Origin of the sequence: Micromonospora sp. NPDC007271 (genome assembly GCF_040634005.1) — a bacterium.
In the GTDB taxonomy this organism is placed as follows: Bacteria; Actinomycetota; Actinomycetes; order Mycobacteriales; family Micromonosporaceae; genus Micromonospora.
Genome location: NZ_JBEYER010000132.1, coordinates 1 through 15979 on the forward strand (window position 1 = coordinate 1; position 15979 = coordinate 15979).

At 70.0% G+C, this 15979-nt stretch carries 14 protein-coding genes and 1 pseudogene; 9 read left to right on the forward strand and 6 right to left on the reverse strand.

The window, feature by feature from the left end:
- Positions 1-294: 294 nt before the first annotated feature.
- On the reverse strand, positions 295-516 hold the full coding sequence (locus tag ABZ570_RS30780; protein WP_358071152.1) for a hypothetical protein: 222 nt from the start codon (positions 514-516) through the stop codon (positions 295-297).
- 378 nt (positions 517-894) lie between these two features.
- Here ABZ570_RS30780 and ABZ570_RS30785 point away from each other — a divergent pair, with 378 nt between their 5' ends.
- Both ABZ570_RS30785 and ABZ570_RS30790 read left to right on the forward strand, forming a co-directional pair.
- A complete protein-coding gene (locus tag ABZ570_RS30785) occupies positions 895-1896 on the forward strand; it encodes an ice-binding family protein (protein WP_358071154.1) in 1002 nt (333 codons plus the stop codon).
- Positions 1897-2066: 170 nt separating this feature from the next.
- Complete coding sequence (locus ABZ570_RS30790; RefSeq protein WP_358071177.1) at positions 2067-2576, forward strand: transposase; 510 nt, start codon at positions 2067-2069, stop codon at positions 2574-2576.
- 41 nt (positions 2577-2617) lie between these two features.
- On the opposite strand, the gene ABZ570_RS30795 is transcribed toward ABZ570_RS30790, so the two are convergent.
- From ABZ570_RS30795 to ABZ570_RS30815, 5 genes are all read right to left on the reverse strand, one after another.
- Positions 2618-3925, reverse strand: coding sequence for an SWIM zinc finger family protein (locus tag ABZ570_RS30795; RefSeq protein ID WP_358071156.1), 1308 nt, complete (start codon positions 3923-3925; stop codon positions 2618-2620).
- Positions 3922-6708 carry an SNF2-related protein gene (locus ABZ570_RS30800; RefSeq protein ID WP_358071158.1) on the reverse strand — a complete coding sequence of 929 codons (2787 nt, stop codon included), beginning with the start codon at positions 6706-6708 and terminating at the stop codon, positions 3922-3924. The genes ABZ570_RS30795 and ABZ570_RS30800 overlap by 4 nt, the downstream gene beginning before the upstream one ends.
- A 324-nt stretch (positions 6709-7032) precedes the next feature.
- The gene (locus tag ABZ570_RS30805; RefSeq protein ID WP_358071160.1) at positions 7033-7704 is read right to left on the reverse strand and encodes a CatB-related O-acetyltransferase; all 672 of its coding nucleotides are present in this window, start codon (positions 7702-7704) and stop codon (positions 7033-7035) included.
- Positions 7679-8188, reverse strand: coding sequence for a hypothetical protein (locus tag ABZ570_RS30810; protein ID WP_358071162.1), 510 nt, complete (start codon positions 8186-8188; stop codon positions 7679-7681). The genes ABZ570_RS30805 and ABZ570_RS30810 overlap by 26 nt, the downstream gene beginning before the upstream one ends.
- Before the next feature lie 158 nt (positions 8189-8346).
- Positions 8347-8811 carry a VOC family protein gene (locus ABZ570_RS30815; RefSeq protein WP_358071164.1) on the reverse strand — a complete coding sequence of 155 codons (465 nt, stop codon included), beginning with the start codon at positions 8809-8811 and terminating at the stop codon, positions 8347-8349.
- 270 nt (positions 8812-9081) lie between these two features.
- On the opposite strand from ABZ570_RS30815, the gene ABZ570_RS30820 reads away from it, so the two are divergent.
- The 7 genes and pseudogenes from ABZ570_RS30820 (at position 9082) to ABZ570_RS30850 (ending at position 15703) form a co-directional block, all read left to right on the forward strand.
- On the forward strand, positions 9082-9852 hold the full coding sequence (locus ABZ570_RS30820; protein WP_358071166.1) for a TetR/AcrR family transcriptional regulator: 771 nt from the start codon (positions 9082-9084) through the stop codon (positions 9850-9852).
- Between the two features lie 24 nt (positions 9853-9876).
- Positions 9877-10377, forward strand: a pseudogene (locus ABZ570_RS30825) (GNAT family N-acetyltransferase); the annotation flags it as partial.
- Positions 10378-10521: 144 nt separating this feature from the next.
- Complete coding sequence (locus ABZ570_RS30830) at positions 10522-11250, forward strand: VOC family protein (protein WP_358071168.1); 729 nt, start codon at positions 10522-10524, stop codon at positions 11248-11250.
- Positions 11251-11383: 133 nt separating this feature from the next.
- Positions 11384-12559, forward strand: coding sequence for a DUF418 domain-containing protein (locus ABZ570_RS30835; protein WP_358071170.1), 1176 nt, complete (start codon positions 11384-11386; stop codon positions 12557-12559).
- A gap of 23 nt (positions 12560-12582) precedes the next feature.
- The gene (locus ABZ570_RS30840; protein WP_358071172.1) at positions 12583-13767 is read left to right on the forward strand and encodes a histidine kinase; all 1185 of its coding nucleotides are present in this window, start codon (positions 12583-12585) and stop codon (positions 13765-13767) included.
- Positions 13764-14420 carry a response regulator transcription factor gene (locus ABZ570_RS30845; protein WP_358071174.1) on the forward strand — a complete coding sequence of 219 codons (657 nt, stop codon included), beginning with the start codon at positions 13764-13766 and terminating at the stop codon, positions 14418-14420. Before ABZ570_RS30840 ends, ABZ570_RS30845 begins: the two co-directional genes overlap by 4 nt.
- 239 nt (positions 14421-14659) lie before the next feature.
- Positions 14660-15703, forward strand: a complete 1044-nt coding sequence (locus tag ABZ570_RS30850) for a DUF4034 domain-containing protein (RefSeq protein ID WP_358071175.1) — start codon at positions 14660-14662, stop codon at positions 15701-15703.
- The last annotated feature ends 276 nt before the right edge of the window (positions 15704-15979 follow it).

Consider the following 15979-nt stretch of genomic DNA (forward strand, 5'->3'; position numbering starts at 1 on the left):
GCGGGTCGACGAAGATCCACGGGTAAGGCGGCCGTCACGTCCACGGTCGTCGCCCCCTGCGGTCCGTGCCGCGAGGTGCTGCCTGGCCGGCCAATCCGGCGACTTCCGGTGGGTAAGGGACACACAAGGCCGCCAGAGGGGCGTACGGAGCGTGAAGACCGCTGGCGAACGGCAGCGCACGACCCGCGGCTACTTGTGCGCACCTGACCTGGTTCGAGCGGCCAGTGATCGGACGTTGCAGCTACTCGCGCAGAGGAGACTTGTTCGCTTCTCTTGCTGCCCCTTGATCAAGGATTAGGGCGAGCAGGTCGCGGCCACGGCCTCCGCTTCCCGGTCCATGTCGCTGAGCCGCCCGCCGTACGTGTCCAGGCACGAGGCGAGCAGCGGATGATGCACCTCGGGCTGGGCGGCGATCAGTTCACGACTCAGTTCGACCGCCTCCGCGGCCGCCGCCAGAGCCTCCGCCGGTCGTCGTACCGCGGCCAGGCAAACCGCCTGGTTCTTCAAGGCAATCACCAAGTAGACGAGACGCCGTGCCGTCGGAGCTGACCGAGTGGGCGCCGGTCGCCCTGTGACCATTGAGGATCATGATCGACAGACGTCTGGTTCAGGACAGCAACAACGATATGAAGTTGGGCTTGCCTGACTGACGCGAGGATCGTTCTGAACGTCCAGCTCCCGCACTGCTTTGGCCGCGCGCCAGAGCATCGTCGTTGGCCAGGCGGTGACCTTGCCGTTTTGCACCTTTCCGCCCTTGAATGTGCAAAAGTCCCATTACTTGTATCTGCACTTCGGTGTGACTTCGGGCCGCTGTCCCTGGCAGCGCCTGCCGGAGACGCGCCATGAGAGGGCCACATCGTGACAGTCACTCCAATCCGTCATCGTGAACGCGCCATGCTGCCGGCACTCGCGGCCGTCGCCGCTGCCTGCGCTTCCGTCGCCCTGCTGATCTTCAGCGGAACTGGTGCCAGCGCAGCCGTAGCGCCCGTCGGCCTTGGGACAGCGGCGAACTTCTCCGTGCTGGCCGGCTCCACAGTTACCAACACCGGCCCGAGCTTCCTAGGGCAGAGTCTCGGCGTCTCCCCCGGCAACACCGCACCAGGTTTCCCGCCAGGCATCGTCGCCGGCGAGATCCACCTCGGCGACGCCGTCGCCCTGCAAGCCAAGAACGACCTGACCACCGCCTACAACAACGCCGCCGGGCGGACCCCGTTCACCAACCTCCCCGCGGAACTCGGCGGATCCACGCTCACCCCCGGGGTGTACCGGATCGGTGCCGCGCAGCTGACCGGCACGCTGACGCTGAACTCGCAGGGCGACCCGGCTGCCGTGTTCATCTTCCAGATCGACTCCACCCTCATCACCGCCTCCAACAGCAGCGTGGTGTTCATCAACGGCGCCTCGCCCTGCAACGTCTACTGGCAGGTGGGCAGCTCGGCGACGATCGGCACCGGCACCCGATTCGTGGGCAACATCCTGGCCCAGACCTCGATCACCATGAACACCGGCGCCACCCTCCAAGGCCGTGCTCTGGCACAGACTGGCGCCGTCACCCTCGACACCAACACCATCACGGCACCCCTCTGCCTCCAGCCAACAGGGACCCCGACGAACACGCCGACCGGGACTCCGACGGGCACCCCCACCTCGACTCCGACCGGCCAGCCCACGGGAACTCCGACAGGTCAGCCCACCGGAAGCCCCACAGGCGGTCCGACCGGCCAGCCCACGGGAACTCCGACCGGTTTTCCGACTCCTAGCCACTCGGAGCTGCCGGTGACCGGCGGCAGCGGCGGTAGTGCGCTGGTACCCGTCCTAACGGGCCTCAGCAGCATCGCCATCGCCGTCGGCGCAACCTTGCTTCTCCTCTTCCGCCGCAGGACGTCCGAGTCCTGACCGTGATGACCCCGGCGGCCGGTGACCGGCCGCCGGGGTCATCACGTTTAGACGCGCACGTCGCGCGGCCCTTCATCGTCAGCAGCGGGGTGTGCAGTGGACACCAGCGGAAAATGGCTTTCGATGATGTCCGCCCTGACGACATGATCCACCGACGGTAGTGCTTCCCGATAGCTGGTGACGCCAACGCACAGCGGCTCAGGAAGCGGTTGCAGGAGAAAGACACCAAGTCGGCGAAACGGCTCCTGGCCCGCCGCCGCCGGAAGGAAACGCGGCACACCGCGAACAGCAACCACAGCATCGCCAAGAGCATCGTGACCGAGGCTGCACGCACCGGCCGCGGAATCGCCGTCGAGAAACTGACGGGGATCCGCGACCGGGTCCGGCTGAGGAAGCCCCAACGGGTCACGCTGCACTCGTGGGCGTTCCAGCAACTCGGCGCGTTCCTGGTCTACAAGGCGCGCCGGGCGGGTGTACCGCTGGTCCAGGTCGACCCCCGGTACACCTCCCAGACCTGCGCCGCTTGCGGGTATCGGGACAAACGGAACCGACCCGACCAGGAAACCTTCATCTGTCGGTCGTGCGGGGTCGTTGCCCACGCCGACCACAATGCGGCTCGCAACATCGCTTCGCGTGGTGTCGTGAGCTGGGGCGCAGTCAATCGCCCGCACGCGGCCTAGCCTCGCAGCCGGCGAGGACAGTGATCCGCAAGCCCGCCCATTCATGGGCGGGTAGTTGACTCCTTCAGGACGTCGAGCAGCGCGTCGGCCGGGCCGGGGCTGGGCGGCCCTGCGGGCCACCACTGCCCGCAGCGGCGGCGGAACGGGTACCAGCGGCCGTCGCGGCCGTAGCGGACCTGTACATCCCGCCCGACGGTCCAGCGGTTGCGCCAGTTCTTCAGCTCGGGCGCGGCGCCGCTGCCCTCCCACGCCTCGCGCAGCGCGTCGGTGACCCGGGAGACCAGTTCCTTCGGCGGGCTGAAGACCATGTCGGCGGCGTCCACGCCGGCGCCGCCGGCGTACTCCCACGCCTTGATCGCCCGGGGCAGCTCGCCGGCCCGGCCGCTGGCCTCCTCGAGCCGCTTCGCGGCCCGCGAGCGCGGCATCCGCGATGCGAGCCGCACGGCGTCCTGCCAGGTGTCGTGGTCGGGGGCGAGCACCTCGGCGGGGGTGGCGATCAGCAGGCGTCTGGCACGGGACGCAGCGTCTGCGGCGAGCATCCCCATTGCCTCGGCGTCGATGCCAGGCGCACCGTGGGCGGCCAGCAGGGGCGCGAGCGGCATCGCCTCGCCCTGCACCGGTGCTGGCGGCCCGGGCAACGACGCCGGGGCGGTGGCGTACGCCTCCTCGGCTCGGGTGCCGGTGACATGCTCTTCCTTGGCCGCGACCGCCCGGCCGGTGTTGCGCGAGCGCAGTTCTTCGACCAGCTCCGGCTCGGCCCGTCCACGCATGAGCAGCAGCACGAACGGGTCCCGGTCGAGCAGCCAGGATGCCTGGTAGGACAGGGCGGCGGCGTGCCGGCAGGGGTGGTCCCAGGATGGGCAGTCGCATTCCGGGTCCAGGTCGCCGTAGCCGGGTAGTAGCCGCACTCCGGCGTCGTCGGCGGTGTTCACCAGGTCCTGCGGCATGTCCCGGTCGAGCAGAGCGGCGATGTGCCCGGCCTTGGCGGCCACCCTGTCCAGCAGGCGGTCCCATTCGGCGTCGGGGAGGGTCCCGATGCGTACCACCGTGTCGTGCGGGGTGTATTGGTCGCCGTCGTGGACCGGCGCGGAGATCCGGCCCGGGCTCACCGTGATCGGCCCGACCTGTCCGGCGAAGGCGTACCGCCGGCCCTTCTTGAGCTGCTCCGGGTCGAGCGCGGTACGTTCCATCGACTCTATCCAGGCGTTGCCCCACCAGGTGTCGGCGAACTTTCTGCCGGTCCGCTTGCCCGGGCCGAATGGCGGGAAGCTGCGGGCGCGCCCGTCGTCTGCGGCGGGTTCGGGTTCGCCGTCCAGCTCGTCGTCGAAGTCGAAGTTCACGTCCCTCATTCCTCGTTGGGCAGCTGCACGAGCCGGAGCAGCTCGGCGTCGGACAGTTCGGTCAGGGCGGTCTCACCGCCGGTGAGGACCGCGTCGGCCAGTTCTCGCTTGGACTCCAACAGGGCGGCGATCCGGTCCTCCAGGGTGCCCTGGGCGATCAGCCGGTGGACCTGCACCGGTTTGGTCTGCCCGATCCGGTACGCGCGGTCGGTGGCTTGTTCCTCCACTGCCGGATTCCACCAGCGGTCGTAGTGGATGACGTGGTCGGCGCGGGTCAGGTTGAGACCGGTGCCGGCCGCCTTCAGGGAGAGCAGGAACACGGGAACCCTACCGGCCTGGAACCGGTTCACCATTTCTTCACGCTGGGGCACCGGCGTGCCGCCGTGCAGCAGCTGCGCCGGCACACCCCGCTCGGCCAGGTGCCGTTGCAGCAGCCGGGCCATCTGCACGTACTGGGTGAAGACCAGGGCGGCGCCGTCCTCGGCGAGGATGGTCTCCAGCAGGTCGTCGAGGAGCTGCAGCTTCTCCGAGCGTCCGGAGAGCTTGCCGTGCGGCTCCTTGAGATAGTGCGCCGGGTGGTTGCACACCTGCTTGAGGCCGACGAGCAGCTTCAGCACCAGGCCACGCCGGGCGATGCTGGTCGTGCTGGATCGGATCTCGGCCATCACCTCGTCGACGACCCGGCGGTACAGCGTCGTCTGCTCGCTGGTGAGCGAGACCAGGTGGTCGGTCACGGTCTTGGGCGGCAGTTCCGGGGCGATGTCGGGGTCGGACTTTCGCCGCCGCACGAGGAAGGGTCGGACCAGGCGGGACAGCCGCTCGACGCTGGTCGCGTCACGGTCGACCTCGATCGGTCGGGCCCAGCGGGCTCGGAACGCGCCGACCTTGTCCAGCAGGCCGGGGGTGGTCCAGTCGAGGATGGCCCACAGCTCGGAAAGGTTGTTCTCCACTGGCGTGCCGGTGAGCGCGACGCGAGCCCGGGCGGGGATCTCACGCAGCGCCTTTGCGGTGCCGCTGAGCCGGTTCTTCACGTACTGCGCTTCGTCCGCGACCAGCATTCCCCATGGCCGGCCGCTCAGCATCGAGGCGTCCACCCGCATGGTGCCGTAGCTGGTCAGCACGAAACCGCCAGCGAGGCCGTCGAGGGAGCGGGCGGCGCCGTGGAATCGGCGGACCGGTACGCCGGGGGCGAACCGGCGGATCTCCCGTTCCCAGTTGCCGAGCACCGATGCGGGACAGACGACCAGGGTGGGTTCGGCGTGAACCGGGTCGGCTTGGCGGCGCAGGTGCAGTGAGATGACCGTGATGGTCTTGCCTAGCCCCATGTCGTCGGCGAGGCAGCCGCCGAAGCCGAGCGAGGTCATCCGTTCCAGCCAGCGCAGTCCGCGCAGCTGGTAGTCGCGGAGAGTGCCGTCCAGTTCGGTGGGGGGCGTCAGCCGCTCCGGGCCGCCCTCCGGCTCGGCGATCCGGTCGCGCAGTGCGCCCAGCCAGCCGTCGGCCACCACCTCGACCCGCTCGTCCTGCACCTGCGTGCTGCCGATCAGCGTCGCGGCGAGGGCGTCGTACGCCTTCAGCGGTGGCAGCTGCCGTTCCCGGGCCTTGCGGGCCAGTTCCGGCGCGACTGCCACCCACTGCTCGCGCAGGCGGACGATGGGCCGCGATTTGGCGACCAGATCCATCTCCGGGGCGGTCAGCGGCTCGCCGGCCAGGGTGAGCTGCCAGCTCTGCGCCATCGGGGCGGCGGAGCGGAAGAAGTGGGCCACGTCCGGCGGCTGCTCGGGCGGCGATCCGATCAGGACCCGGGCGTTGAGTTCGCGAGACAGCTGCGGCGGCCACTGGACGTCGACGCCAGCCGCGGCGAGCCGCGCCTCGGCCTCACCGAGCAGGTCGACCAGGTCCTCGTCGAGCAGTTCCAGCTCGACCGGGGCGGCCTCGTCCAGGAGCCGCTCCAGCGGTTGCCATGTTGCGGCGGCCCGACGCACCGCGAGCATCGCCTCGAAGGTGGCCCGCTCACCGAGACCGTGCTCATCACCTTCCCACAGCGTCGCCGCGTCGCGGACCAGCGTCGGGTCGGAGAGGCTGCGCATGCGGACCACCGCGGTGAGACCGGTGGTTTCGAAGTTGCCCCGCCCCTCCAGCCGCAGCGCCACCCGCAGACCTGTGTCCACCCCCGCGGAGACCTCCTGCGCCCATTCGCGCAGGTCCGTCACAGGCTCGGGGTCCAAGCCGGTGAACCGGGCATCACCGGTCAGCCAGGGAGCCGCCGGAGTCCGGGGCAGGGTGTCGGCCACCGCGTCCAGGAACGCCCGCACCAGCCCCTGCGCCTCGGGCAGCACGAGCTGCTCGGCGAAGGGATCGATCGGCACCGCACGGGCCTCAGGGGGCATCGCCGCGGCGAGCGCGCGGATGCGCTCCACATCGGAGACGTCGAACGGGCCCACCCGCCAGGTGTCGTACCCGTTCGGGGAGACGCCGGGCAGCAGCCGACCGCGGGCGACCAGGTGCAGGCCGGTGACCGCCACGGCTGACCAGAACGCGGCGGCGGGCGTGACGTCCTCGTCGCGCAACGCGACGAGGTGCCGGACGGCGTCACCGACCGGCACGGCACAGACCGGCACCTGCCACGCGGCCACAGGGCCGTCGAGGGGCAGCGCGAGTTCCAACTCGCGGCACTCGCCCAGCTCGTCGCACTCGTCCGGCACCGCGCCGCCGGCGGGGTCGTAGAAGCTGACCGTGCCGGTGCGGGGTGGGTCGCCCGGCTCGAAGACGACCGCGAACCGCCCGAGTTGCACCCGGTACCTCCCGTTTGTCGACGCGGACGCAGCCGCCCGACGATGCCGCGGCACACTAATGTACGTAGAACGCACGATCGAATCATCCAGCCGGGGACTGAGGACACCGAGCCGCACGGCGGCCGGTACTGCTGTCCGTCCGGAACCGCTCACCGGGCCGGTCGCCGACCCGGGGCGAGATACCGTCTGCACGAATTCCCCGCCGGGCACCAGCGGCCGATGCGACACCGCCGACCATGGTGAACCACAGCGGCCCGTTCGGGCCGGTGGTGACCGCGTACGGCCCGCCGCCACCGGTCGGGTACTCCTCGATTGACTCCGTCGTCACAGGTTCTTCTCCAGACCGTTCTCTGCGGCGATGCGGGCGATGTCGGCGGGAGCGCCGGCCATGAGGACGCGGGCGTGCTCGGTGACCAGGTCGACGGGCCAGTCCCACCACGCGGCCCGCAGCAGCTGGTGAACGTCGGTGTCGTCGAAGCGCTGGCGGATCGGGCGGGCGGGGTTGCCGGCAACGATGGTGTACGGGGCGACGTCGGCGGTGACCACGGCATCTGCGGCGATGATCGCGCCGTCGCCGATGCGTACACCCGGCATGACGAGAGCCCCGTAGCCGAACCAGACGTCGTTGCCGACGGTGGTGTCGCCGCGGCTGGGCATGCTGGTGACGATATCGAGGGTCTTCTCCGTCCAGGCGCCGCCGAACATGGTGAACGGGAAGGTGGACACGCCCATGGTCGGGTGAGCGGCGCCTGCCATGAGGAACCTGGTGCCCGAGGCGATCGCGCAGTACCGGCCGATGACCAGCCGCTCCGGGCCGTAGGCGTAGAGCACGTTGCGGTGCTCGAACTCTGTGGCGTGCTCGGGGTCGTCGTAGTAGGTGTACTCGCCGACCTCGATGGTCGGCGAGGTGACCAGTGGTCGGAGGAAGACCACGCGTGGATGCGCGGCCAGCGGATAGACGGTGGTCGGGTCAGGGACCGTCGGATCGGGGTTCACGATGCGTCCTTTCACGTCGCAGTGGTACGTCGCTGCGGTCGTACGGGTCCGGTGTTTTGTGGAAGCCGAGGTGAGCCAGGGCCGAGTGGTGCGCCGTGACCACCGCCTCGACATGGGTGACCTCTGGGTGGACGTCGTGCAGCAGGCGGACCGCGGCAGCGACGAGCCGGACGTCCACGTCGGCCGGTGCTGCCGTGCAGGCCAGTCGGGCCCGGTCGGGGCGGCTACCGGGGCTGGTCACCACGACAGGGGACATCGCCCCGCCACGGGTCGCGACCAGCGCAAGCCGCAGCGCATCGTCGGCGTCGCGCGCCCCACGGGTCTCGAGCGTGTACCCGTCCGGCGTCGCATCGGCCAGTTCGTCCAGCCACGCGCGGTGCACGTCGGCCATGGTCAGCAGCAGTTCCAGAGGATCCTCCCCGTCACGGGCGGCCGAGCGGCGCCCTGCCCCCATGCGCCGGGTACGTGCGCCGCCGCCGGCCACGGACGCGGTCCCCCTGGTCGCCGAGCAGTGCCCAGCCAGACGACCAGGGTGACGACGACCAGGGCCAACCGCGGTGCCATGCGATGCCTCCCTATCTCTCGAACGTCTCAGGGGCGGCGGTGCCGCCATCACGACGGCACCGCCACTGCGCTGAAGGATCAGCCGGCGTACTGCGGATCGGGCGGCGAGACCCACTGCACGAGCTGGTAGATCACACCGTTGGGATCGGCCATCTGGAAGTAGCGCTCCCCCCATGGCTCGGTCTCGATCGGGGTGACGATCTCGACCCCCTCCTGCCGCAGCCGCGCGTAGTCGGCGTCGATGTCATCGACGGTGAACACGACCAGCAGCCCGTCGGCGCGACCGGCGGCCGACGCCGGCTTGAACGTCGGCAGCCCGGTGCGCAGGTAGATGAGGTTGAACCCCGCCTCGGGGTGGGCCAGGGAGCGGAACCCGTCGGCAGCCATCACCTCGGTGAACCCGAAATGCTGCTGCACCCAGGAGGCGGAGGCCTGGACGTCGGGGACGTTCAGCGAGATGGCGGACTCGGTGATGCGCATGCGGTGAGCTCCTGTCGACTCGGTGGCCAGGGTGGTGGCGCGGATGGTCGTGGTGCGGGTCATCGACGGCCCCCTCGTCCGGGTTGGCGCCGTTGGTGGATGCTCCGGCGCGTGACCGGCGACTGGGGGACGCCCGAGGGACGGCCCTTCGCGCCGGCGGGCGTGGGTCCGGTAGCCGGCGCCGGGCCTGGCATCAGTACCTCCGAGGCGGCGGGACGGGGCATGGCCGATGAACGGTTGCGCAAGCAGGTCTCCTGTCGTGGCGAAAGATCCGACAACATTATACACCGTACACCGTACGTCGTACAAAGAAGGTGTGGCAGAATCATTCCCATGACCCAGAACCGCACCGGATCAGGCGAGCCCAGCCGCACGCTTGCCCTGCTCTGGGGAGAGCCGTCCGAGACGGCACGGCGCAAAGGGCCTGCCCGGTCACTGACCATCACGCAGGTCGTCGACGCCGCACTCGCACTTGCCGACGAACAGGGCCTGACCGCGATCACCATGCGCGCGGTGGCCGACCGGGTCGGAGTCTCAGCGATGTCGGTCTACACCTACGTGCCCGGCAAGCCCGAGTTACTCGATTTGATGGTGGACACCTGTTATGCACGGATGACCCGTTCTCCATGGGCCGGGCAACCGTGGCGCGAGCGGCTCACCACAGTGGCCGAGACCAACCGGGACCTGCTCACCGCCCACCCCTGGCTCACAGAGGTCGCCGCCCTGAGCCGCCCCCCGCTCGGACCGGGCGTGATGGCCAAGTACGAGCACGAGCTCGCCGCATTCGACGACACCGGGCTCTCCGACGTCGACATCGACGCCGCCCTGACCTACCTGCTCGGGTTCGTGCAGTCCCACTGCCGATCGGCCCACGACGCCGCACGGGCCACGACCGACACCGCGATGAGCGACGCCGACTGGTGGGCCGCCAACCTACCCGTCCTCGCCCGCGCCCTCGACCCCCACATCTATCCCCGCGCCGTCCGCATCGGCTCCGCCGCCGGCGAAGCGCAGGGCAGCGCGTGGCACGCCGACCGCGCCTGGACCTTCGGCCTCGCACGCACCCTCGACGGCCTCGCCGCCCTCATCGACGACGCCAGCTGAGGCCGACACGCTTCCTCGCACCGTTCGGCGTTCATCGAACTGCTGGCGTCGCCAGAGGTGCACACCTACCTCGGCGGCCCCTGCCCGCGTGACGAGCTTGAGCGCGAGATGCCCGGGGCGCCCGAGCGGTGGCCCGGGAGTCTTGTCGTTGATCTCGACGGGGCGATGATCGGCCAGATCCTGCTCAGGAGAGCAACCGGGCAGCGTCGCCCGGCTGCCGCGGGGAAGGCCGATCTCGGCTACCTCTTCCTGCCGCCGGCGTGGGGATTCGCGTACGCCGCCGAGGCGTGCGCGGCGGCGCTCGACTGGTTCGACAGCGTCCTTCCCGGCGAGCCGGTGGTGCTCACCACCCAAACCGCCAATGTCGGCTCGATGCGCCTCGCGACAAAGCTGGGGTTCACCGAGGTAGAGCGGTTCCAGGCCTGGGACGCCGAGCAATGGCTCGGCCTGCGGTCCCCGGCCACGCCATCTTCAGCCCCGCCGTCAGGGCCGTGGTGCCTCCGCCTCGGCTTGAGCTCCTGCTGAGCACTGCTAGGACGGAGCCCCGCGCTGTTGAAAGTCATGAACGTCTCACCAGGCGGACACGGCCGAACGCCTCCCGAAACGGTGTCGAAGCGCTCCAGTTCGGCCCACCGCCGCCGACTAGGCACAGGCGCCAGCATCGTCGGCGTGGCAACGCGGCTTGTTCAGATCAACATGAAGGCTCGGGACGACTCCGCGTTGGGCGGTTTCTGGGCGGAGGTGCTCGGCTGGGGAGTCTCCAGCGAGGGACCCGGCGTGACCAACCTCGAACCCGTGGGCTTCGTCTACCCCGATCCCGTCGCCGTCTGCATCGACCTCATCGCCTCCCCGGAACCCAAGACGGTGAAGAACCGCGTGCACGTCGACCTCGCCACCACCTCGGCGGCCCATCAGGCGGAAGTGGTCGCGCGTCTGAAGGACCTCGGCGCGACACCCGCCGACGTGGGCCAGGGCGACGTGCCATGGACGGTCATGGCCGACCCGGAGGGCAACGAGTTCTGCGTACTGGACTGGCACGACCCGATCCGAGACACCGGACCGATCGCCTCGGTAGTGGTCGACTGCGCGGATCCGCGAGCCATGGCCCGCTTCTGGGGCGAGGCCATGGACTGGACCGTGCACAAGGTGACCGACCACAACGCGGTACTGCGCTCCGCCAAGGGCGTCGGGCCATATCTGCAGTTCCTCCGCACACCCGACGTGAAGACCGTGTGGAACCGCGTCCATCTCGACGTCCGCCCGTACCCGGGTGACGACCTGGAGGCCGAGGCGGCCAGACTGCGGACGCTCGGCGCCACCGCCATCGACCTGGATGTCCCGTGGACGGTCCTCGCCGACCCGGAAGGCAACGAGTTCTGCCTCCTCGCCCCAAGCTGACCCAAACCCTCGTCAGCCGCTCCCTACGGCCACCAGCCCCGGCTTTGCGACGCGCCCTAGCCTCGGTCTTTCAGTAAGTGTTGATCAAGGTTGTGGGCGTGCGGTTGATCTTTGTTGGGTGCGGCGTTCTCGTTTGGGGGCGGCGTTCTCGTTTGGGGGCGGCGGGTGGGAATGGCCGAAAGTACGACGGCTCGGGCGCTGGCGTGAACTTGTGGCCGAGGGGCCGGGACGGTCGCTCGGCCAGGCTTTGGGCATGTCATGGAACGGTTTGAGAGACGTCGACGCCATCGACGGCGGCCGGCCCCGGCCCGCCGCGCCGCAGGCGCGGAGGCGCGTCGTCGCGCTCGATGTGCTTCGGGGCTTCGCCCTGTGCGGGATCCTGCTGGCGAACGTGAAGCCGATCGCCCACCGCGGCGGCGAACTCGGCATCGAGCACGCTTCGGAGACGACTGCGGCGATGGTGCTGCATCTGCTGGTCGATCAGCGATTCTTTCCGATCTTCTCGTTGCTGTTCGGCGTCGGCTTCTCGCTGTTGCTGGAGTCGGCGCAGGCGCGGGTCCGGCAACCGCGAGTGGTGCTGCTGCGCCGGCTGCTGGCGCTGCTGGCCGTGGGGATTTTCCACTTCGTGGTGCTGTGGAAGGGCGACATCCTCACCGTGTACGCGGCGCTCGGCCTGCTGGTCCTGCTGCCCTCCACGTGGCTGCCGCGTCGCGTGGTGGCGGTCGCCGCCGGGGTGCTCATCGTGCTGTCGGTGACTCTGTTCGGCGGCTGGTACTCGGTGGTCCCCGGTCTGTTCCTGCTCGGTTCGGCGCTGGTCCGGTACGGGGTGGTCAGAAGGATCGGCTCGGGTCCACGTACCACTGCTGTGTTGGGGTTGATCTTTGCCCTTGCCGCTGTGCCCACGACGGTGGTCCAGTTGCGCGTCGGGTCGTCCGGTCCGGACACCCCTGCGTTCAGGATCGCCTATCCGGCGGCCGGGTTGCTGGCCGCCGGTGCCTACGTGTGCGGGATGTTGCTGCTGCTCAGGACGCGGCTGGCCGGGCCGTTGACCGCCGTGTTCCGGCCGCTGGGACGGATGGCGTTGACGAACTATCTGACCGCTACGGTGCTGGTGCTGGCGATCTCCGGCGTGGTCGGTGACTCGGACCGCTGGTCGGTCGGCGGGGTGGTCGCGGTCGCCGCGGCGGTCCTCCTGGTGCAGTGGATGTGGTCGGTAGTCTGGCTGCGCCGGTGCCACCAGGGGCCGGTCGAGTGGCTGTGGCGTTGGGTGACGTGGTGGCAGCGGCCGCCGCTGCGGCGCCCGCGATGACCAGGCGCTGCTACGGATCGAGCATGAGAGGCATCATGATTCTCGCCGGCAGGCGCAGCGGCCTGCGCCGGGCCGGCATGCCGGGCGGGCTGGTCGAAGCCGCGTTCGGAGTGCTACTCGCCGCCGGTCTCGCCCTTGAGGTGGCGGTGGTGCTGAGCCGCCGCCCGGCCTGGCCGGTGGGCGCGGCGCTGGTGCTGATCACTGCAGCGGTGTGCGCGGCGGCGCTGCTGCGACGACGGTTCCCCGCTCGGGCGGCGGGCGCGGCGATCGTCTTGTGCGCGGCCGCCGAGCTGATCGACTGGCAGACCGACCAGCAGGGTCAACCCGCCCCGATCGCCTGCCTGGCGCTACTGGTGGTGGTCGCCTCCGCAGTGCGGTTCCAGCCCAGTGCCGCGGGTGCCGTCGGGGTCGCCGCCGGCTCCGGGGTGGTCGCCGCCGGCACCATCGAGCGGTACGCGACCTACCTGGCTCAGGACATCCCGAACGCGCGAACGGCCACGCAGATCATGGTGGCCGGCTGGGTGGTCGCGGTCACGGTGGGCCTGTGGCGGCGGCTCGGCGACGCGCGGCGGCGGGCGATGGTCGACGGGGTACGGCGTACCGAGCGCCTGGCCCTGGCCCGTGACCTGCACGACGTCGCAGCCCATCACCTGACCGGCCTGATCATCCAGGCTCAGGTCGCGCAGCTCGCCACCGATGCCGACCCGCCCACGATCCGGGCGACCCTGACCGAGATTGAGACGGCTGGTGCTCAAGCGCTCGCCTCCCTGCGGCAGGTGGTGCGGCTGCTGCGGGACGACGAGCCGGCGGTCGCGCGAGTGCCCGATTCGCTGGCCGAGCTGATGGACCGCTTCGGCGGTACCGGCATCCGCGCGCGCCTCGACCTGCCTGACGGCCCCATGCCGGCCGACTGGCCATCGGAGACCACCGTCAGCATCTACCGGATCGTGCAGGAGGCGCTGACCAATGTGGCCCAGCACGCTCGCGGCGCACGTACCGTCACCGTGACGTTGGCCCACGACGCGCGGGCCATCCGGCTGTGCATCGCCGACGACGGACAGCCCGGCCGCACTACCCGCCCCGACGGCCACGGCCTGGTCGGAATGCGCGAACGAGCGGCCGCCCTCGGCGGTGAGCTGAGCGCCGGTCCGGGCACACCCACCGGATGGACAGTCGAAGCCACCATCCCCGCACCGGGAGCGTCATGAGCATCCGCGTGCTCGTCGCCGAAGACCAGGCGATCGTCCGCCGAGGCCTTCGGCTGCTGCTGGAGAGCCAGCCCGACATCACGGTGGTCGGAGAGGCCGCCGACGGCCCGGAGGCGATCAGCCTCGCCCGGGAACTCCGCCCGGACGTCTGCCTGGTAGACATCCAGATGCCGCGGTTGGATGGCCTCGACGTGACCCGCGCACTCGCTGGTGCCGCCGTACGCGACCCACTGCGCGTCGTGATCATCACGACCTTCGACTTGGACGAGTACGTGTACAGCGCGCTCCAGGCGGGGGCGGTTGGGTTCATCCTCAAGGATTCGGGACCGGCCCTGCTTGCCGAGGCGGTGCGGGCGGCGCACGCCGGTGACGCGCTGATCTCGCCGTCGATCACGATGCGGCTGCTGAAGCAGTTCGGGCCGATCGCGCCCCGATCGCCGCGCCGACCCGCGATACCGCTGACCGACCGGGAGATCGAGCTGATCAAGCGGCTCGCCCGGGGACGCACCAACCAGGAGATCGCACAAGAATTGTTCGTCTCGCTGAGCACGGTGAAAGCCCACGTGGCCAACATTCAGGACAAGCTACAGCTGCGGAACCGGACCGAGATCGCCGCCTGGGCCTGGGAAAATCGGCTGGTAACGGAGACTTGACCGCAGAGGGGAAGCCTGCAGCACCACAATTCGGCAGGGCTTCAGGAGTGACCGAAGCCGAGGACGGCCGGCCCGCTGAGGCCGTGCACAGCGGTCCTGGTAGGTCTCGTCGCCTTGTTCACCACGAATCAGACCGAGACAGAACCTGCGCCGACGGGCCGGGGTGGTCGCCATCCTGGCGTGACGGGCCCGCACAGGACCGGGTCCAGGCGGACGCCACCTGACGCTTACCATCGTCGATGGTGATCTCGACCGTGTGGCGGCTGCTTACCCGCCAGATCGATACCAACCTGGCGCAGGACGACGCTGTGCTGCGCGAGGCGTGCATGCAGGCGCGGTACGGCTCCGACACCGGGCCGGCCCGGAAAGCTCTGGCTGCCACCCGGGGTGACTACGACCGCCGGGCCCGGTACGTGCGCGTGCTGGCCGAATCGACCGCTGGTGGGCTGGGATCCCGAGTCGACCGTACGACCGGCCGGGTCGACACCGAGGCCGCTTGGACCGACCGCTGGGCGGCGCGCTCGCCCACCGATCCGGATGCTCAGCTGGTACGTGCTCGGTCCCTGATGGCACGGGCCTGGGAGGTGCGCGGCGGGGACTGGGCCGCCACCGTCCGTGCAGAGCAGTGGGCTGAGTTCAACCGCTTGCTGCACCTGGCCGGGCAGGTGAACGACTTGGCAATGCGGCTCGCACCCGAGGACCCCACGCCGTGGGCGAATCGGCTGGACCTCATGATCGATCAGAGCGCGCCGCGGGAGGATGTCGAGGAGACGTGGCGTGAGCTGACCCGGCGGGACCCCTGGCATCGGGAGGGGCACGGACAAAAGCTGACCTACCACTGCAGGAAGTGGGGTGGCTCGCACGAGGCGGTGTTCGGCTTCGCCCGGTCGGTCGCCGCCGCAGCTCCTGCGGGCTCGCCGCTGCACGTGCTGCCGGTGCGGGCCGCCGCGGAGTGGGCGCTGTGGGAGCAGGAACGCGTGGCGCCGGGCAGCACCGCCGACGAGGTCGGCCAGCGGTGGCGGCAGGATCCGGTCATGCAGTCCGATCTCGACGGTGCCCTGTCCCGGTGGTTCCACCAGCCGGCCACCCGGCACGCCGACTGGCTCAATGACGTGAACTTCTTGGCGTACGGGCTGGCGCGCACTGGCCGCGACGCCGACGCCGCGCCGGTCTTCGCGTCGATCGGCCGGTACATGACCAGTGTTCCGTGGTCATGGTGGGGCGGCGTGCGCGGCGATGCCGCCTTCATCCGGGCCCGCCGCCGCGCTCGCCGCGCTGCCTGACCACCCACCGAGAGAGTGTGGGGTAACTGAGTGGTTGCTCTTCGCTTTGTGGTTGTCCGGTCTCGGGACCTGCGTGACACATCGTTATCAGGACCTGGGTGACACTCCGCCGAGTGTTGGTGGAGATCAGCGTGCGGCGCGCTCTACCGGCCGCCGGTGCCGATCCGGTCCCGCAACATCAGCAGGACGATCCACAACACGAGCAGAGCGCCGGACCCACACGGAAGATGTCAACCAGTTCGGGGCGGATTGTTCAGGGATTCGTTGACTGAGCTG

Excerpts from the sequence above, each read along its gene's own strand:
- ABZ570_RS30785 (WP_358071154.1), top strand. The coding sequence starts at position 895 with ATGCTGCCGGCACTCGCGGCCGTCGCCGCTGCCTGCGCTTCCGTCGCC.
- ABZ570_RS30795 (WP_358071156.1), bottom strand. The coding sequence starts at position 3,925 with ATGAGGGACGTGAACTTCGACTTCGACGACGAGCTGGACGGCGAACCC.
- ABZ570_RS30815 (WP_358071164.1), bottom strand. The coding sequence starts at position 8,811 with ATGACCCGCACCACGACCATCCGCGCCACCACCCTGGCCACCGAGTCG.
- ABZ570_RS30820 (WP_358071166.1), top strand. The coding sequence starts at position 9,082 with ATGACCCAGAACCGCACCGGATCAGGCGAGCCCAGCCGCACGCTTGCC.
- ABZ570_RS30840 (WP_358071172.1), top strand. The coding sequence starts at position 12,583 with ATGAGAGGCATCATGATTCTCGCCGGCAGGCGCAGCGGCCTGCGCCGG.
- ABZ570_RS30845 (WP_358071174.1), top strand. The coding sequence starts at position 13,764 with ATGAGCATCCGCGTGCTCGTCGCCGAAGACCAGGCGATCGTCCGCCGA.
- ABZ570_RS30850 (WP_358071175.1), top strand. The coding sequence starts at position 14,660 with ATGGTGATCTCGACCGTGTGGCGGCTGCTTACCCGCCAGATCGATACC.